This is a genomic window from Streptomyces sp. NPDC058691 (assembly GCF_042714775.1).
In the GTDB taxonomy this organism is placed as follows: Bacteria; Actinomycetota; Actinomycetes; order Streptomycetales; family Streptomycetaceae; genus Actinacidiphila.
In genome coordinates, this window is the sequence record NZ_JBHXSO010000007.1 from 25,156 (window position 1) to 44,039 (window position 18,884).

Here is an 18,884-nt window from a genome sequence, read left to right on the forward strand (position 1 = left end):
CGGGGACGCTACTGAACGTGTGCGGAACGGGGAGGAGAACTCCGATCCCGGCCAGGGCGCCGCGCGGGCCGCTGTAGGATCCGGCGCCGCCTTCCCCTGCCCCAGGGGCCGTTGGGCGCGGCCGGTGCGGCGGGACCCGGAGGTCTGCCTCACGTCCGGTCCCGCCACGCGGGCCGCTGCCGTGGACGCGACGCAGCCGAACCACCCGAACGTGGGCAACGTGTGGGCCATCCGGGGCTTCGCCGGCGGCCTCGCCGACCGGACCGCGCACGTCTCCGGTCGCCGGCCGGACATCGTCCGCACGGCCGCTCCGGACCGGCCCCGCCCGCCCTGGCCCATGATCCACCGGTGTGCGGCCGGCGTCGTGGTCCGCCGGCTCACCCGCGATAGTCTGGCCAACACGCCCCGGACCTCGGCCTGTCGCCATGTCCCCTCGTTGTCGTCGCCGGGCTGACATTTGGTTGGATGCAGCAATGAGCGCAGATGATCACCAGGAATCGGGTCTTTCGAAGAGCGTGTGGAGCGACGCGGACTTCGAGGACATGGGGTGGCACTACGCCACCGTCCACGGCCTTCACGTGCGGCAGACCGACGCGGACCCGCCACGCCTCCTGCTCGACCTCGACTACATCGTCCGCTGGGTGCAACCGCTCCCGCCGGAGAAGCACTTCACCTTCTGGGTGTCCCCGGCGACGCTGGTCTTCGACGACGTCCAGGACCTCGAAGGGGGTCTCGGATTCAAGGGCCGGTCGCCGGACCTGGAGATCGACGCCGTGCACCGGCTGACACCGGACGACGACCGGCAGGACCTGCCGCACTGGCATGTCGAAGGACACGCCTTCGACCTGAGGTTCCGGGCATCCGGCTTCCGGCAGTACTTCCGCCGGACGCCGCAGCTCACCTCCCGTTACACCCTGCCGCCGGCTGACCGTGGCGGCTGCTCGTTCGACGAGGTCGCCTTCGCGTGAGCGGAGGGCGGCGCCCTGCCTGTGCGTACGGGCGCGGCGCCCGCGGGCCGGGTGGCGACCCGCGATTCACGCGGGATTCGCCGCCGGCCCGAACAGGCAGTCCGCACATACGCTTTGCGGCAGCCGGTATCGGGCCCGGCGTACGGCGTATTTCCGGTTCGTACTGAAAAATGCGCCCGGCGCGTGATTCGTACGAAGAAGTAGTGGACTTTTCCGGAGGAATTCCCGGACGGCTTCCGTTGTCCGCTCGAATTGCGGGAAATACGCCCCGGCCCGATCGGCCGGGGCCTCGCGGTCAGCCCTTGACGGCCCGCAGGATCACGAACTTCGGGTCGGAAGCGACGACGTCGCAGTTGCCGAAGAGGCGCCGCAAGCGCACGTGGTAGCCCAGGTGCCGGTTGCCGATCACCAGCAGCTCGCCGCCGGGGCGGAGCGCGGCCCGGGCGGTGTGGAACATACGGCGGGCGGTCGTGTCGGTCACCGACTGGTGGGAGTGGAACGGCGGGTTGTTGAGCACCAGGTCGGCGCCGCCGGGCGGGATCGCCGTCAGGACGTCCGCGGCGTCGCCGACGAGGAAGCCGGCCTTCGCTGCGGGCCCCAGGTTGTCGCGGAACGTGGCCTCGGCGGACGCCACGGCCTGGTGCGACTCGTCGACGAACAGCACCTCGGCGTCGGGGTTGGCGAGCGCCACCGCGGTACCGACGACCCCGTTGCCGCAGCCCAGGTCGATCACGCTGTCGGGGCCCTGCCGGGCCGGCAGGTGCCGGAGGAGGAAGCGGGTGCCGATGTCGAGGTGGTCGGCGCAGAAGACGCCCGCGTGGTTGGTGACGGTGCGGCCGGACAGCGCGCCGAGGTCGTCGGGCAGCGCGTACCGCAGCGGCCACGGGTTCGGCCCGCGGTCCGCCGCGGGATCGGGCGTGCTGAAGATCAGCCGGGCCTTGCGGACCGCCGGCGAGGTGCGCGTCGGCCCTACGATCCGTTCGAAGAGTTTCAGCGTCGAGGTGTGGATCTCGGTGACCATGCCCGCGCCCACCACGACGGTCCCGGCGTGCAGCACGGGCGCCAGCCGGTGCAGCTGGTCCTCCAGCAGGGCCAGGCTCTTGGGCACCCTGACCAGCAGTACGTCGATGCGGGCGGGCGGGTCGTCCCGCGTGGTCAGCATCCGTACCCGTGTCTGCGCCTGCGGCGCGTTGCGCCGCAGGTTCGCCGCGGTGGCCTGCTGCCCGAGGTGGGAGTCCGTGATCTGCGTCGGACGGTGGGCGGCCAGCGCCGTCGCCAGCGCCCCCCAGCGGTCCCCGAGCACGGCGATCTCGCCCGTCAGGTCCGTTCCGGTCTCCGCGAGGTGCCGCAGCAGGTAGTCGTCCGCGGCGTCCCATGCCCGCAGCGACTCCCGCGGGTCCGCCGGGAAGCGGGTCAGTTCGAGTGCGCCCCACGGCGTGCTGAAGAGGTTCATCGCCCCTCAGCGTACGGGCCACAGTACCGGCGACCGCCACCCTTGCTCTACAATTGCAAGTGAGCCGTGAGGGGAGTCGCCGTGAAGCGTAGTGATCTGGGGGATTCGGCCTGCCCGATCGACCGGTCGTTGTTCGAGGTCGGTGACACCTGGACGCTGCAGATCCTCCGGGACGCGATGCACGGTGTCACGCGGTTCACGGACTTCAGCAAGAGCATCGGGCTGGCCACCAACGTGCTGACCGCCCGGTTGCAGAAGCTGGTGGCGGTGGGGATCTTCGAGGTCCGCGAGTCGGGGCTCGGGAATTCGCACGAGTACGTGCTGACCGAGAAGGGCCGTGACTTTCACACGGTGCTGGCGGCGTTGCGGCAGTGGGGGCAGAAGCACCTCTTCGAGGACGACGAGCTGATGACCCGCGTCGTCGACGCCCGTACCGGGCAGGAGCCGCAGCCGCTGACGCTCACGGCCGAGGACGGCAGGGCGCTGAACTCCGGCGACATGCTCGTGGTCCGGTCGCGCGCGGCCGACCCCATCGAGACCGCCGTGCCGGTCGACACGCCCCGCCGCCGTGAGGCACGTGCCGGGCGATCCCGCCGGTCCACCGGGCCGGACAGCTGACACCATCCGCCGGACTACGTGGCCGGCGCCGCCGGCCTCGTCGGCAGCTCTGCCCAGACCGTCTTTCCCCGCGCGTGGTGACGGGTGCCCCATTGGTCGGCGAGGCTCGCGATGATGAACAGCCCCCGGCCCGTCTCGTCGATGGTGCGCGCGTGTTTCACCCGCGGTGAGCTGGGCGCGGCGTCGCCGACCTCGCAGGTCAGCATCCGGTCCAGGATCAGGCGCAGACGCAGCGGTGGAGCGCCGTAGCGGACCGCGTTGCCGACGAACTCGCTGACGACGAGCTCGGCGGTGAACGCCGTCTCCTCGTCCACGCCCCAGACCTCCAGCTGCCGGCGCGTCGCCGCGCGGGCGACGGGCGCGGCCTCGGCGCCCGCCGGCAACGGGAGGGTCAGCACCCGTTCCGCTGGCAGCGCCTTCGTCCGGGCGAGCAGGATCAGTGTCTCGCCGGCGGGGTGCTCGTCCCTGGCCGCGGAGGCGATGCCGTCGTGCAGGTCGCGCAGGGGCCGTGCGTGCGCGCCGTTCAGGAGCGGGCGCAACCGGCCGGCCGGTGTCAGGACCTGGTCCGCGAGCGCGGCCGTGCCCATGGCCAGAGTGCTCCCTTCGGGGAGGCTGACGGTGGCCGCCGGGAACGGGGCCCTGCCCGGCCCGGTGAGCAGGGGGCCGGGCGGGACGGACAGTCCTGACGTGCTGCCGTCGGGGAGGACGACGACCGGTTCCGGCAGGCCGGCGCGGGCGACCGTACAGGTGAGATCCACCGGGTCGTAGATCGCGATGAGACAGCCGGCGGTGAGGGGACCGTGGTAGCTGGGGTCGAACGGAGGCAGAGTGGCATACGCGGCGGCGAGACGTGTCGCGGTGTCGCTCAGGCGGGCCAGCAACTCGTCGGGCTCGAGGTCCAGGGCGGCGAGGGTGTGCACGGCCGTGCGGAGCAGTCCCATGATGATCGCCGCGGTCATTCCCTGCCCCGCCACGTCGCCGACGACCAGCGCGGTGCGCGCGCCGGGCAGCGGAATCGCGTCGAACCACGCGCCCGCCTCCTCCGGATCGCGAAGGTGCAGGGGCGCGATCTCCATGGTGCCCGGTACGACGGTTCGCTGGGGGAGAAGCCTGTGCTGGACGGTCGACGCGATGATCCACTCGCGCATGTACTGACGGGCGTTGTTGATGCACAGCGCGGCGTGCGCGCACACCGCGGACGCCACTTGGACGTCGGCCTCCTCGAAGGGGTCCTCGTGCTTCTGGCGGTAGAAGCTGACCACGCCCAGCACTTGGCCGCGCAACTCCAGCGGCGCCACGATCAAGGACCGGCTGAGCGATCGCCTGATGGCATCGCCGCGGGCCGGGTCGATGTCCAGCCACCGGCTGTCCTCGTCGATCCGGACGAGGCGCGGCCGCATGTCGGACAGGACGTGGGAGAACGGCGTGCCGGACGGCAGGGCGCGCACGTCCCCGACCGGGTGTCCCGAGACGACCCCCTTGAAGGCCGCCCGGCGCAGCGGGATGTCCTGGCGGGCGGGGACGGCGGGAGGTTCCTCTCCCCGGACGACGTCGTCGACAACTTCGACGACGGCGACGCTCGCGAAGGCGGGCACCACCACCTCGACGACTTCCTGGCAGACGGCGGCCACGTTCAGCAGATGCCCCACCTGGGCACGGACCCTGTCCAGGAACGCCAGGCGGCTCCGCGCGTTCTCCCGCTCCGTGACGTCCACCGCCGATGCCACCAGGCCGAGCACATCGCCGTGGGCGTCCTCCAGCCGGAAGTAGGAGACGGAGCGGACGGGGCGTCTTTCCCTCTCCGACGGCCTGACGCCCCGGACGAGCCGGTCCACCACCGGCTCCCCGCTGTCGAGGACCCCTTGCGCCACGACGGCTTCCGCCTGCGGGACGTCGAATCCGCACACCTCGGTGAAGTGCCTGCCCATGAGGTGTTCCGCGGGGACGGAACGCAGCCCGCGTCCGGCGGCGCTCACGCGGACCACGCGCAGCCGGTCGTCGAGGACGTGCAGGGCCACAGGCGAGTGCGTGAACAAGGCATTGAGGACCGCCACGTCCTGCTGCGTCACGTCCTGCTCCGCCTCGGCGTCCCCCGCCGAGAGCACCTGCCAGGCCACGGAGGTGCCCAGTAGCACCGGCTTGACCAGCACCCCGGGTGCGTTCGGGAGCCCATCGCGCGGTGACCGGTCGCCGGCGGCCCCGGGGATCTCGTTCATGAGCGCGGTCACGGACCGCCCGACGGCCTCCTGGGCGGACCACCCGAACAGCTCCTCGGCCGCGGGCCGCCACTCGACCACCCGGCCACCCTCATCGACGAGCACGAGCACGTCACCGCTGGGCATGCGAAAGCACCTCCGCCTCCATCCCTGCCCGTCCCCCGCCGACGGCAGGCCCGCCCGCCCGACAGCTACACCGATCGGCTCAGTGCGCTTCCCACCTGGGCTTTCTTGGGGGTGCTCCGTCCGCCCGGGGCCAGAGGCGCAGGGCGCAGGGTCCCGGTCGAAGGATCCTCAGTCCTCGGGAGGCGTCACCGCGTCCTGCCAGACCGTCAGGTCGACGGTGGCGTAGTAGTTGTCCGCCTGCTCCGGGGAGTAGCCGCGCACGGTGGCGAGCGCGACGTGCCCGGCGGCGGTGATGACGCAGATCCGGCTGCCCTTGACCGCGTTCTCCCGAGCGATCTGCTGGGTGTACCGGGTGGCGGAAAGGCAGGTGGCCAGCGATCCGGTCTGCCCGCTCGTGAGCAGCACCAGTGTGTTGCCTTCGGGAGTGGCGAAGCCCCAGGTCTGGGTGACCCCGTCGGTGTAGTAGCCGAAGTCTCCCTCGTAGTGCGGGCCTGATTTCGCCCGCTGGGGCTTGGGCGGGGACTCCGACAGATAGACGGTGTATCCGTCGGCGATGTCGACCGCCTTGTAGGACTTGGACGGCGGGTCCGCTGCCGAGGTCGGCTCGCTGTCGCTGGGGGAGGTGCTGGGCGGCGTGCTGGGGGTGTTCGAGTTGCCGCCGCCACCGCTCGCGGCGGTCCGGCCGGGCTTGCCGCCCCCGCTCGGATCGCCGGACCGGTCCATGGTTCTCCCGTACAGAAGGAGCGCGGCGACGCAGGCCGCCACCAGGCCGGCGATGACGGCCACGACGACGCCCGGTCTGGGACCCTGGCGCGGAACGGGCGAGCGCGGCGGGGCGGGCATCGTGGTGTGGCGGCCGATGTCGGCCGCGACGGCCGGTGGGAGCCAGCCCTCGGGGCGGCGTAATTCCGTCCGCGGTGACACCTGACGGCAGATGTCGATGACCTCGGCGGGGGTGGGGCGGGCGGAGGGATCCTTCTTGAGGCACAGCCGCGCCAGCTCGGCGAGCTCGCCGGGCATGTCGGAGAGCTGGGGCTCCGCGTGGACGATGCGGTAGAGGGCGGCGTGCGGGGTGCCCTCGCCGAAGGCGGGCCGGCCGGTGGCGGCGTAGACGGCGACCTGGCCGAGGGCGAAGACGTCGGTCGGGGGCAGGCACGGGGCGCCGGATGCCTGTTCGGGGGTCATGAAGGCGGGGGTGCCGACGATGGCGCCGCTGCGGGTCAGCGAGGTCGCGTCGGCGGCCCGGGCGATGCCGAAGTCGATGACCCGCGGGCCGTCCACGGACAGCAGCACGTTGGACGGTTTGAGGTCGCGGTGCACGATGCCGACCCCGTGGATGGCCTGCAGCGCCTCGGCGATCCCGGCGACGGTCAGCGCCACCGCCGGCACCGGGAACGGCCCGTGCCTGCCGACAGCCGCCTGCAGGGAGGGTCCCGCCACGTATGCCGTGGCGAGCCAAGGGCGCTCCCCGTCGGTGTCGCTGTCGATGACCGGCGCGGTGTACAGGCCCTGCACCTGCTGTGCGGCCTGGACCTCCAGTTGGAACCGGCGGCGGAACTCGGGGTCCCCGGCCAGTTCCGGCCGGATCACCTTGATGGCGACCGGGCGCCCGCCGGGTGTGTACGACAGATAGACCGTCCCCATGCCCCCCTCGCCCAGCCGGGCAGCGATCCGGTACCCCGCGACGGTGGCCGGATCACCGGGCGCCAGCGGCTGGAACACCGGGGTCACCCGCTCAGTTCTCATCGAACCCCCTTGGGTACCGGGGCGCATCTGCCGCCGCGCGACCACTGTGGCCCTGGGGGTATGAGCATCGGGCACCCCGGCCGCCGGCAGCAAGAGCGCCGACGGCCGGAGTGTGCTCTGGCGGCACGTCGTCCGCACAGTGGCGGGCCGGTGTCAGCTGGCGCGCAGGGGGGCGAGCGCCTTGGCCCACCTGACGACCTGGTCGACCGTGGTGGCGAGGGTGTCGCGCTGGCCGTCGGCGGGCTTGAAGATGCTGAAGTTCTCGAAGTCGGTGAAGAGCGAGAGGGCGACCTGGGAGCGGACGTCGGCCATCTGGAGCTCGCCGGCGATCTGGCGCAGGTGCTCCACGGCGCGGGTGCCGCCGGTCGAGCCGTAGCTGACGAAGCCGACGGACTTGTCGACCCACTCCGCGTGCAGGAAGTCGATGGCGTTCTTCAGCGCGCCGGGCACGGAGTGGTTGTACTCCGGGGTGACGATGACGAAGCCGTCGAAGGAGGCGACCTTCTGCGCCCAGGCGTGGGTGTGCGGCTGGGAGTACTGGCCCATGGCCGCCGGGTAGGCCTCGTCGAGCAGCGGCAGCTTGTAGTCCACCAGGTCCACGAGTTCGAACTCGGCGTCGGTGCGCTGCGCGGCGATGTCGTGGACCCAGCGGGCCACGGCCTCGCCGTTGCGGCCCGGGCGGGTGCTGCCGAGGATGATGCCGATCCTGGTCATGGGCGCCTCAGTTTCCTTCGTCTTGAACAGCTTGAACATGTGCTTGCCTCATCAAGTAGATGCTTGCGAAAAGAAAGTACGTGCCATTTGATTGTCACGTCAAGTACATGGGTGCTCGGGACGATGAGACGCCGGTCACGGGGCCCCGCGGGGGGCTTGTGCCGGGCTCAACTGCCGTGCCCTGTACGGGCTCCCGCATGTCAGGGAAGAATGTGCCACCCGGACGATCGGACGGGCGAGGCGATCTCCTTCCGCCTCCGGTTCCCCAGGAAAGCAGGTCGACTGCCGTGCTGGTGCATCTGCCCACGTCCGTGTCCGAAGCCCAGAGGAGTGCATGGCACGGAACGCAGTGCCCATCGGCGGGGCGACGCTGGTGTGGGCCGGCTGGCAGCGGGACGGCTTCCCCGAGCACGCCATGTCCCTGCGGGAACTGCCCGAGGCCAATGCGATCGAGCGGGAGGCGCTGGGCGCGGCCGTGGTGCTGCACCGGATCGACGACCGCGTGCCGGAGGCACTGCGACGGGCGGCCGCGAGTGTGGGCACCGGAGCGGTACGCCGGACCGCCACCGTCGGCGGCAACCTCGTCGGCAGCGCCCTGCGCTGCCTCCTGCCCGCCGCACTCGTCCTCGGTGCCCGTGCCGTCACCCTGGAACCGGACGGGACCTATGAGACCGACCTGTCGGACGCCCTGACCAAGCACCACCTCCTGCTCGGCATCCGCTGGCGCGAACCGATGGTCAGCGGCTACCACAAGCAGCCCGCCGAGGCGGGCGGACCGCCGCCCCTCGTCGTGGCCACCGCGGTGCACGCCGACACCGCCGGGCGAACCAGTCTTCGTGTCGCCGTCCGCGACGGCTACGACGTCCTCAGCGCGACCGTCCCGTGCGACACCGACGCCGAACAGGCCCTCCACGCACTGGAACCCACGGACATCGGCTCACTGCACCCCACGGCCCGGGATGTGATCCGCCGGCAGGTCTCCGGCATCGTCACCGGGCTCGCCGACAGCTGAGGCCGCGACCGCCGCACCCTGGCGCCCCATGGGTGGCCGGTCGAGTATCTCCACGTACACGATCCGGTTGTCCACGACGTCCAGCACCAGCATGCCTGTGGAGGCCAAGAGCGGCACGCACCGATGCCCGGCGCCGTACGGCTGACCCTGCGGGTGCTCCGCCGTCCGGATGCTCTGGCAGAAGTCGTCACCGCAGCCGCAATCGCCTACCAGGCGGAGATCGTGGGCGCAGATGGCGAGTTCTCGCTCTCCCTCGTCATCGAGGAGCGCGATCAGTTCGGTGACGAGATCCGGGAAGACATCGCGAACAAGAGGATGGCCGAGCTCCATCGGGCGAGACTAACCGGAGCCGGCGACCGTGCGCGACGCCGTTTCCGGTGGCCGGTGTGCCGGTCGTTCCTCAGGGGCGGTCGTTACAGTGCGGGGGTGGCGGAGAGCGAGGGCTGGGACCCGGCGGGCGGCGGGGTCGTGAGGTTTCCGTCCGGTGCGTTGGTGCGGGGACGGGGTCTGCGCCGGCCTCTGCCGCCGGGGCCGGTGCCGTCGTTCGCCGTGTATCTGCTCGGCACGCGGCCTCCGCCGACCGCGTGGGAGGCACGGTGGTTGCGCTGGCCCGACTTCCGGCTGCCGCGGGATCGCAGGGAAGCGCGGGAGCACTTCCAAGAGGCCCTGAACCGCGCGGTATACGAACGTGTCGAGATCGCCTGCGGCGGTGGGTACGGCCGTACGGGGACGGCTCTTGCGTGCATGGCGGTCCTCGACGGAGTGCCGCCCGACCGGGCCGTGGCGTTCGTCCGCCGGCACTATGACCGCCGCGCGGTGGAGACCCCCTGGCAACGGCGGTTCGTGCGGCGCTTCCAGGACCTGTGACCGGCCGTTCCCTTCGGCTGTTCGCCCGCGTCCGGCCCAGCGGCGGCTTCCCGAGGACGACCTGCCCAAGCTCCCGCCCAAGGAGGCCACCGCCTCCACCTGGGTACTGGGCACCGTCGCGCCACTGCCGCCACCACCGTCCCGGCGGCCCGACTCGTCGAGGTGTGACGCCCCGCTGAACGGGCACGCGAGCACCTGCCCGATGGAGAACGTGGGATTGCGAACTCGCGGATCTCCGAGCCGGGCAGGTGCTCCGTGGCCGAACCGTCCGGCCGGGCCGACCAGCCGAACCGACCAGCCGAACCGACCGGGCGGACCGTCTAACGGAGTGTCTTGGCCAGGTAGTTGAAGACCGTCTGGTGGAGCAGGAACATCGCCCCTTCGTGGCAGTGCTGACCCGCGCCGTCCGCGTCGCGCATCACGACGTGCTCATGCGGTGCGCGCAACTCCGCGGCGACCTTGTCCGCCTGGCCGGCGAAGACCTTGTCGTCCTCGCCCTCGAGGATCAGGACGGGGGTCTCGATCTTGTGGATGTCGTCCGGGGTCAGCGTGTAATCGGCGGTGCTGCGGACGTACTCGGCGAAGTTCCCGACCCCGTTGACCCAGACACCGTTCTGCAGGCCCCAGCGGGCATTGGTGTCCTCCTTGGTCATCGCCTCGAGCTGCGGGATCGCCTCGGCGTCCCGCCCCTCCTCGATGAGGTGCAGCGTGGCATCGGGGATCGGCGGATACGACGCGTAGAAGGACGTCATGCCGTCGTTGCACACGATCGCCGCCGACCGGTGGTCGAGAGCCGCGTAGCGCGCGACGAGGTATCCGCCCAGGCTGTAGCCGAAGTGCACGATCCTGTCGCTGTCGATCTCGGGCACGGTCAGGGCGTAGTCGACCACCGGGCCCAGGACGTTCTCCCAGTCCGGCCGGTACGGCACCTTCTTCTCGCGGATCATCCAGCCCTGGCCCGGGCCGTCGTAGGCAAGGAAGTTGTAGCCGCGGCGCAGCGCCGCCGCGCCGATGACGAAGTAGCCCTCCTCGCGGGTGGAGTCGAAGCCGTTGGTGTAGACAATGGTCGGCCGCGGTTCTCCGCTGTCGTCGACGAGGAACAGGTAGGCGGGCATCTCGCCGTCCTCGTACGGGATGGTCACCTCGCGGAACGGTCCGTCCAGCAGGGCTCCGGCCTTGACGAGGTAGTCCTTGGACAGCCGTGACAGTTCGAGGACTTGGGGATCGTTCAGCGGATCCTTGCGCCGGTAGAACTCGGCCGACCGGTAGTAGCTCGACGCGCGCAGGAACGCCTCGCGCGCGCTGACCGGGTCACCGGCCCGCAGTGAGATCTCGCCCCGCTCGGCGGTGCGTTCGGCGGTCGCCTTCCAGGACGCGGTCCACGCGTCCTCGTCGCCCTCGGGGATCTGCGCCGTGGTGACGATGACTTCGCCGATGTCGGCGCCGGCGTCCCCGGCGAATCCGGCGGCACGCAGCGTCTCGAACATGAAGGCTTCGTCCTTGAACATGAACGCCATGCTTCCGTTCCTCCCTGGGGCGTGCAGCGATCGCAGGTCGGTGCGTCAGCGCTTGCGACTGGGTCGTGACCATCGACGGAGGCGTCGCATTGGCGCGTCTCCGGAGTATTCGACCGAATCGGATCGAACCCGACCTCGCGCCTAAAACACTATCCCGCACGTATGTCGCCCGCACCCGGGGCAAGAGGCCGACGAGCAGGAGCGACGTTCCCATCCGCTCGGAGGGTGCCGGAGGGGGCGCTGCTAGCCTGCTCGGCATGATCGCGAAGGGTGCCAGGCGGCGGATGTCCGGCTTGCTGGTGCCAGGTGGTCCGCAGCGCGCTCTCATCGTCGCGAGCTTCGTGAGCCGGGTGGGCAACGGGCTGTTCAACGCCGCCGCGGTGCTCTACTTCACGCTGGTCGTGCACCTGCCCGCCGCACAGGTCGGTGCCGGCCTCACGATCGCCGGGCTGACCGGGCTGCTGGCCGGGATCCCGGCCGGGAATCTGGCCGACCGGTACGGGCCGCGCACGGTCTGGCTGACGTCCCTCGCGATGCAGGCCGCGACGATGGCCGCATTCGTATTCATCCACAGCTGGGTCACGTTCACGCTCATCGCCACCCTGGACCGGCTGGCGGCGACGGCGAGCGGCGCCGCGGGTGGTGCGCTCATCGCCCGTGCCGGCGGCGAGCGCCCGGCGGTGTTCAGGGCGAAGCTCCGCACGTTCGTCAATCTCGGCGTGGTCCTGGGCACCCTCGGCGCCGCCTTCGCCGTCTCGGTCGACACCCGCCCGGCATACACCGCGCTCATCCTCGCCAACGCCGCCAGCTTCGCCTGCGCAGGTCTGATCGCCCTGATCGGCGTCCCGGACTACCGGCCGCTGCCCCGGCCCGAGGAGCACCACCGCTGGGCCGTCCTGTCCGACCGGCCGTTCGTGTCCTTCGCCGCGCTCTACGGGGCCATGGGCCTGCAGTACCAGACCGTCTCCCTGCTCCTGCCGATCTGGCTGTCCGCCCACACCGACGCGCCCCGCTGGACCGTGGCGGCGGTCTACGCGGTCAACAGCGGGGTGTGCGTGCTGCTCCAGAGCAGGATCGGCTCCCGGGTGGAGACACCGCGCCAGGGCGGCCGGGCGTTCCGCATCGCCGGGCTGCTCTTCCTGGTCAGCTGCCCCGTGATGGCCCTGACCGCGGACGTTCCGGCCTGGGTGGCGCCAGGGCTCGCCATCCTCGCCGTCTGCGTGCACAGTCTCGGAGAGGTATGGGAGTCCTCGGCCGGCTTCGCGCTCGGCTTCGGTCTCGCCCCCGACCATGCCCAGGGGCAGTACCAGGGTCTCTTCGGCCTCGGCTTCGACGCCGGACAGGCCCTGGCCCCGGTGGTCCTCACGACGGCGGTCCTCGGACTCGGACACGCCGGCTGGCTGCTGCTCGGCGTGTTCTTCGCGGCTCTGGGGGCGGCAGGCCCACCGGTGGCCGCCTGGGCGGAGCGCACCCGCCTCACGAGCCACGACACGACCCGCGCCGCACATGGCCGGCCCGACGAGGCCCCACTGATCGACACCGCCTAGCTGGTCGCGGTGCGGACATGTCCGTGGAACGGATGAAGGGGCGCCCGCTTCGCACGGGCGCCCCTTCATTTCCTCTCGATCACGAACCTGCCGCTATGCGGAGCCTGATCGTGCGGGATTCGGGGCGGAGCGCGAACTCGGACCATACGTCAGGTCCGCAGGCCCGGGAGCCCAGTCCGTGCTGCGCCGCGTCGACGAACAGGTGGCTCGTCGTCGAATCCGGCAGTTCGAAGGGGTGGGCGGCCCGCGCGATCTGCTGCGGGGTGTGGCGGCTGAGCGTGAAGCCGGGGCGGCGTCCGCGTGTGTCCGGGACCGCCGTGATGCGCAGCACCTCGTCGCCCGCGCTCGTCAGCGTCAGCTCGCGCAACTGGGAACGGTGCCCCGTCTCCTGGGGTCGCGCGTAGTCGACGGACAGGTCGCGGACGGTGGACGAGAACCGGCCGGTGCGCGCCGCTCGCATGCTGTCCGGGTAGGACTCCAGCGGGCCGAGCCCGAACCAGTTCGCGCCGTCGACGGGAGTCGTGCCGTCGGGCAGGTCGAAACGGATCCCGATCCGCGGCCACACCGTCGACCAGCCGCGCGAGGGCTCGATCTCCACGCGCAGTTCGAGTTCGCCGCCCTCGACCACAGACCAGACGGACTCCACCGTCACCGACAGGGCGGAGTCCGCCGCGGAGACCTTGGCGACGGTGCGCAGCGCGCCGTCCGCGTGCTCCACGGACACCAGCCGCGAGGTCAGCCGGTCGAGACCGTCGCGGCGCCACAGGTCGGCATGGGAGATCCCGGCGATGTCGCTGTCGCTCTCCTCGTTCTCTCCGGACGTGCCCTGGTCGTTGTCGGTGGGGGCGCGGAACAGCTCCAGCCGCGGACCCGCCACGGCGCGGCCGGCGAGGCGCACGAGGGACCCGCCCTCGAACTCCGCGACGCCGAGCGCCAGCGTTCCGTCGCCCGGCAGCCAATCGGTCCGGGGCCGGACCGCGGGCGCGGGACGCCGCGTGGAACGGTCCAGCTGGGCGGTCGCGACCACGTGCCCTTCGGGTGCCCACACGGTTCCGGTCGCCAGCACCGCGTCGAGGGTGAGCCACGTCTCCGCGTCCCGCGCCACCGCGACCGGCGGCAGCGGCACGCGTGCCGACTCGCCCGCCGCGATCACGGGCACCTCCAGGACGCCGGAGTCAACGGGCGTCCCGTCGTGCTCGACCCGCCAGATGAAGCGCAGGTCGGAAGTGTCGGCCGAGTGCCGGAGGTTGGTGATCGCGACGTGGTCGCCGTCGAGCAGGTCGAAGGTGTGCAACCCGTCGAAGGTGAAGCGGACCGGCTGCACGACCGCCTTGTACTCGTGGAGGCCCGGCGTCGGCACGTCGTCGCTGAGCACCATGCCGTCCATGACGAAGTTGCCGTCGTGCACGACCTCGCCGAAGTCACCGCCGTACGCGTGGTACGGCGTACCGTCCGGGGCCGTCGTCGCGATGCCGTGGTCGCGCCACTCCCAGACGAAGCCGCCGTGCAGCCGCGGGTGCCGGTGCACCAGCGCCTCGTACTGGTCGAGCGCGCCCGGTCCGTTGCCCATCGCGTGGGCGTACTCGCAGAGCAGGAACGGCTTGGTGCGCTGCCGGGCGCCCTGTGCGGGCGAGCAGTTCAGCAGCGGCGCCGCCGAGCCGTCGGTGCCGATCTGCTCGGTCTCGGGCACCGTGGCGTACATGCGCGAGTAGACGTCGGTGTACTCGCCGGTGTGGTCGCCCTCGTAGTGCACGGGGCGTTCGGCGTCGCGGGCGTGGACCCACGCGGACATCGCCGCGAGGTTGGCGCCGGTGCCCGCTTCGTTGCCGAGCGACCACATCACGATGCTGGGGTGGTTCTTGTCCCGCTCGAGGGTGCGCTGCATGCGGTCGAGGTAGGCCTCGCGCCACGCCGGGTCGTCGCTGGGATTGCCGACCCAGCCGAGCTTGTCGAAGCCGTGCGTCTCCAGGTCGCATTCGAGCACGACCCAGAACCCGAGTTCGTCGGCGAGGTCGAGCAGCCGCGGGTGCGGCGGGTAGTGGCTGGTGCGGATCGCGTTCACGTTGAACCGCTTCATGCGCGCCAGGTCCTCGCGGGCGTGCGCCTCGTCGAAGACGCGGCCGCGCTCGGGGTGGGTCTCGTGGCGGTTCATCCCGTGGAACACGACGCGGCGGCCGTTGACCAGGAACCGGTCGCCGCGGATCTCGACCGTGCGGAACCCCACGCGCAGGGCGATGGTCTCCGCGGCCGTCGAGACGGTCGCGTCGTACAGGCGCGGCTGCTCGGCCGACCAGGGCTCCACGCCGTCGACGCCGAACGCGGTCACGTCGGCCGCCGTCGCCCAGACCTTCTCGATGCCGAGTTCGGGAAGGCGCAGGGTCACCGGGAACGCCGCCGCCTCGGCGGTGATCTCCGTCTCGACCCGTCCGCGTCCGCCGTCGAACCCGGTGCGCAGCCAGACGTCCTCGATGCCGCCCACAGGGCGTGCGACGAGGGTGACGTCACGGAAGATGCCGGGCAGCCACCACTGGTCCTGGTCCTCGACGTAGCTGGCCGCCGACCACTGGTGCACGCGCACGGCGACGATGTTGTCGCCCGGGCGGACGGACGAGGTCACGTCGAACTCGTGGGCGAGCCGGCTGCCACTGGCGCCGCCGATCTCGTTCCCGTTCACCCACAGCGTGAAGAGCGACTCGACGCCGTCGAAGCGCAGCACGACGCGCTCGGCCCGCGACCAGTCGGCGGGCATCTCGAAGTTGCGCCGGTAGTCGCCGGTGGGGTTCTCGTCCGGGACGTGGGGCGGGTCGATCGGGAACGGGTACTGCACGTTCGTGTAGATCGGCCGGCCGTAGGCACCGTCACCCTGGAGCACCCAGTGGGAGGGCACCGGGATGCTGTCCCAGCCGCCGTCGTCGAAGCCTTCGGCCGCGAAGTCCGCCGTCACCGGCACCGTCGGCGACAGACGGAAACGCCAAGGCCCGTTCAGCGAAAGGGAAGGGGCGTCGGAGTGCAGCCACGAGCGCGCCGGGCGCAGCGCGCCACGCCCGGGAGCGAGGTCCGAAACGTACGCGGAAATGGGGGAGGGCACGAGGTAACAACTCTTTCTTGCTCACAAAGAGGATCCGAACGCCGGACGGGGTGCGCCGACCGGGGTGACCGGGGCCCGATGGCCCCGGTCACCCGGCGTCGTGCGATGCGGGCCGGCTCTGGGAAGTGGGGCGAACTCAGGGGCGTTCGCCCGTGCCGTGGATCACGGATCCGCCGGACACCGTGACTTCGTCCTGCGCGTGCGCTTGGCGTCTGCCTACCGGACCACGACCGTCCGGATCTCCCAGGGACCGAGGGGGAGTTCGAGCTCGCCCTCGGCCTGCGTCGTGGACAGCGGCCGTCCCAGCAGGTCGACCGTGGTGGCCTCGGTGAAGGCGCCGGTCACGCGGGCGGCCGCCCCCGTGTCGCTCATCGCCACCAGGCGCACCTCGGTGCCGGCGCCGCGATCGTCGCCGGCGACGCGGCGGATGCTGGAGACGAGGACGTCCTTGCCGTCGACCCGCAGGCCGGTGGCGTCGGGGGGCAGCTGGCCCCCGGCGGCGGCGGTGCCCCGGGTGACCAGTACGTCGTTGCGGAACTCCTCGGCGAGAGCGACCGCGTCGGCACCCTGCCAGCCGGTCGCCGAGGGCACGACGGCGAAGCGGTTCTCGATGCGCACACCGAGGTCCTGCGCGCCGGGCACCGGGATCTCGCTGGCGGCGGGCTCGTCGCGCAGCGGGTGGATGTTGACGCTGATCGAACCGATCGCGCGCAGGAGGGTGATGGCGAGTTCGGAGCCGTCGCCGACGAGTTCGTACTCGCTGGAGTGGTCGAGCAGGACGTTGGCGGCGCCGGCGGACACGAACGCGGTAGCGGGGAAGGTCGGGATCGGGTACTCGCCCCAGCCGCCCTCGGAGGTGAGCCCGCGCTCGGTGACGGCGAACTGCCCGGCGGAGGCGGAGGTGGCCGCCGGCTGCGGCAGCGGCACGTGGAAGCGCAGCCGGTGGTCGGCGGACTGGTTCAGGAACGAGGTCGAGACGCGCACGAACGGCTCGCCCGCGCGCACCTCCACGAGGGTCTCCACCGGGGTCGGCACGGTCCGCGCGCTGCGGATGTCGCGCTCGGAGGAGAGCTCGGCGGGCCACTCGTAGACACGGGTGACACGGATCCGCGAACGCAGCGGGCCGTCCTCCAGGAGTTCGACGGTGACGTCCGCCGGCTCGGAGACGAGCACGTCCTGCGCCGGGGGAGCGTAGTTGTAGCTGTCGCCGCGGTCACCGCCGTCGACGAGGCGGCCGACTCCGCTCAGCACGGTGCCGTCGGCTCCGGTCACGTCCAGGGTGCCGTCGGCGGCGACCGCCACCTCGACCAGGCCGTTGGCCAGCGTGCGGGCCGTCGCCGTGGCCGGGGCGTACGCCGTCGGCTGCGGGGCGGGCCGCTCGCTCGGCGCGACGCGGAAGCCGGCGAGCCCGGAGGCCGGGACGTGTACCGGCACCAGCGCGGTCGCGCGTGCCTCCTCCAGCGTCAGCACCCGCCACTCACCGGGATGCGCGGCGGCCGCCGCGGCGACCTCCTTGCGCAGGATCAGCAGGTCGAACGGTCCGCTGGTCGGGACCTCGGCGAGGTGGAAGACGAGCGAGCCCGCGGTGAGCTCGTAGTGGTCGATCAGCCGGCCGAAGAGCTCGCGGCGGTGGATGCGGCGCAGCACACGCTCGAGCTGCGAGGCGTCCATGAGCTCGTCGCTGAGCACGGTCGGGGCCTGGGAGATCAACTGCACGGGGTGCACCGAGCCGTCGGCGGCGGTCGCGACCAGACGGGTGCCCTCGGGCGGGGCCACGACGTCCACCTCGGCCAGGGCCGTACGCGGGAACGGAAGCGGGTTGGCGACCAGGTGGCCGTCGCTCGGCATCAGGGCGGCGGGCTCGGCGAGGGCCGCGTCCCGGACCGCGCGGGCGGCCTGCGCGGCCTCGGCCAGACGTGACTCGACCTGGTCGGAGGTCTCGTCGGTGCCGGAGCCGACGACCGAGTCGTGCGCGGACGACTCGATGATCTTGTGCCACGCGAGCGAGAGGAACGGCGAGTCGTCCCGCCGGGACCACAGCGCGTTCACCCGCTCGGCGTGGTCGATGGTGCGCTCGGCGACGGCCATCCGCTGCTTGAGCGCGAGCCGCACGGACAGCACGCCCGGCAGGATGTTGCCGCGCACATGGCTGCGCAGCTCGCCGGTGACGACGGCGGAGACCTCGTCGCGCACGTGCTCGCGGATGTACTCGTCGAGCGTGGCGATGGTGATGGCGCGCTCGTCGCTGGAAGCGCGCCGCAGCCAGGCCGCCAGTTGCGGGTCGGGCGCGTTGTGGTCGGTGCCGGCCATGGCGAGCACCGGGTCGTTGCCCCAGCGCCCGGCCGTCATCTCCGCGTACTCGCCGAGCGCGCGCCTGATCTGGTCGGGCACCAGCAGCACGTCGAGGCCGTTGTCGTAGCCGTCGAAGAGGAACTCGGTGCGCACCTCGGAGCCGTCGGGAGCGCGCCAGCGGAAGGCGTGGCCGTCGACGGAGCCGGGGACCCCGCGCCACAGCGCCGCGTGCTCGATGCCGGCACGCGCCAGGATCTGCGGCATCTGCGCGACGTGGCCGAACATGTCCGGCAGGTAGCCGATCGGCATGGAGCCGCCGAGCTCCGCCGCCGCCGCCCAGCCCATCTGCAGGTTGCGCACGATGGTCTCGCCGGAGCAGAGGAACTCGTCGAGCAGGATGAGCCACGGCCCGATGGCGAGCCGGCCGTCGGCGACCAGGGCCTTGACCCGGTCGCGGTTCTCCGGCCGCATCTCCAGATAGTCCTCGATCGCGGCCATCTGCCCGTCGACGGTGAACCGGAAGTCGGGGTTCGCCTCGGCCGTCTCCAGCACGGTGTCGAGAGCGGCGACAAGCCGGTGCCGGAACACCTGGAAAGGCTCGTACCATTCGCGGTCCCAGTGGAAATGGGGGACGAAAACGGCGGAGTCGGCGGAGTTGTGCATAGCGCGGGGGACCTTCTGTTGCGGGTGACAGGAAAGGCGGGGGAGCGGTGCCGCGGA

Annotated in this window: 11 protein-coding genes and 1 pseudogene; 5 read left to right on the top strand and 7 right to left on the bottom strand. The window is 71.7% G+C overall.

Annotated features, from left to right (window positions below):
• The first annotated feature begins 473 nt into the window (after window positions 1-473).
• On the top strand, window positions 474-968 hold the full coding sequence (locus ACFWVC_RS07060; protein ID WP_384279699.1) for a hypothetical protein: 495 nt from the start codon (window positions 474-476) through the stop codon (window positions 966-968).
• Window positions 969-1,263: 295 nt separating this feature from the next.
• Here the strand turns inward: ACFWVC_RS07060 and ACFWVC_RS07065 are convergent, their stop codons facing one another.
• Window positions 1,264-2,421, bottom strand: a complete 1,158-nt coding sequence (locus ACFWVC_RS07065; protein WP_384279703.1) for a methyltransferase — start codon at window positions 2,419-2,421, stop codon at window positions 1,264-1,266.
• A gap of 81 nt (window positions 2,422-2,502) precedes the next feature.
• Between ACFWVC_RS07065 and ACFWVC_RS07070 the strand changes: the two genes are divergently transcribed.
• Window positions 2,503-3,039 carry a winged helix-turn-helix transcriptional regulator gene (locus ACFWVC_RS07070; RefSeq protein ID WP_384279708.1) on the top strand — a complete coding sequence of 179 codons (537 nt, stop codon included), beginning with the start codon at window positions 2,503-2,505 and terminating at the stop codon, window positions 3,037-3,039.
• Between the two features lie 14 nt (window positions 3,040-3,053).
• On the opposite strand, the gene ACFWVC_RS07075 is transcribed toward ACFWVC_RS07070, so the two are convergent.
• From ACFWVC_RS07075 to ACFWVC_RS07085, 3 genes are all read right to left on the bottom strand, one after another.
• Window positions 3,054-5,381, bottom strand: a complete 2,328-nt coding sequence (locus ACFWVC_RS07075; RefSeq protein WP_384279713.1) for a SpoIIE family protein phosphatase — start codon at window positions 5,379-5,381, stop codon at window positions 3,054-3,056.
• Between the two features lie 168 nt (window positions 5,382-5,549).
• A complete protein-coding gene (locus ACFWVC_RS07080; protein ID WP_384279715.1) occupies window positions 5,550-7,127 on the bottom strand; it encodes a serine/threonine-protein kinase in 1,578 nt (525 codons plus the stop codon).
• 153 nt (window positions 7,128-7,280) lie between these two features.
• On the bottom strand, window positions 7,281-7,841 hold the full coding sequence (locus tag ACFWVC_RS07085; RefSeq protein WP_384280120.1) for an NADPH-dependent FMN reductase: 561 nt from the start codon (window positions 7,839-7,841) through the stop codon (window positions 7,281-7,283).
• Between the two features lie 287 nt (window positions 7,842-8,128).
• Here ACFWVC_RS07085 and ACFWVC_RS07090 point away from each other — a divergent pair.
• A pseudogene (locus ACFWVC_RS07090) lies at window positions 8,129-8,853 on the top strand (FAD binding domain-containing protein).
• A 426-nt stretch (window positions 8,854-9,279) separates the two neighbouring features.
• Window positions 9,280-9,720, top strand: a complete 441-nt coding sequence (locus ACFWVC_RS07095; RefSeq protein WP_384280122.1) for a protein phosphatase — start codon at window positions 9,280-9,282, stop codon at window positions 9,718-9,720.
• 320 nt (window positions 9,721-10,040) lie between these two features.
• Here the strand turns inward: ACFWVC_RS07095 and ACFWVC_RS07100 are convergent, their stop codons facing one another.
• On the bottom strand, window positions 10,041-11,237 hold the full coding sequence (locus tag ACFWVC_RS07100) for an alpha/beta hydrolase family protein (RefSeq protein ID WP_384279720.1): 1,197 nt from the start codon (window positions 11,235-11,237) through the stop codon (window positions 10,041-10,043).
• A 257-nt stretch (window positions 11,238-11,494) separates the two neighbouring features.
• Here ACFWVC_RS07100 and ACFWVC_RS07105 point away from each other — a divergent pair, with 257 nt between their 5' ends.
• Window positions 11,495-12,784, top strand: coding sequence for an MFS transporter (locus ACFWVC_RS07105; protein WP_384279724.1), 1,290 nt, complete (start codon window positions 11,495-11,497; stop codon window positions 12,782-12,784).
• Between the two features lie 79 nt (window positions 12,785-12,863).
• On the opposite strand, the gene ACFWVC_RS07110 is transcribed toward ACFWVC_RS07105, so the two are convergent.
• Together ACFWVC_RS07110 and ACFWVC_RS07115 are read right to left on the bottom strand one after the other, a co-directional pair.
• On the bottom strand, window positions 12,864-15,872 hold the full coding sequence (locus ACFWVC_RS07110) for a glycoside hydrolase family 2 TIM barrel-domain containing protein (RefSeq protein ID WP_384279729.1): 3,009 nt from the start codon (window positions 15,870-15,872) through the stop codon (window positions 12,864-12,866).
• A 216-nt stretch (window positions 15,873-16,088) separates the two neighbouring features.
• Complete coding sequence (locus ACFWVC_RS07115) at window positions 16,089-18,827, bottom strand: alpha-mannosidase (RefSeq protein ID WP_384279733.1); 2,739 nt, start codon at window positions 18,825-18,827, stop codon at window positions 16,089-16,091.
• Window positions 18,828-18,884: the final 57 nt, after the last annotated feature.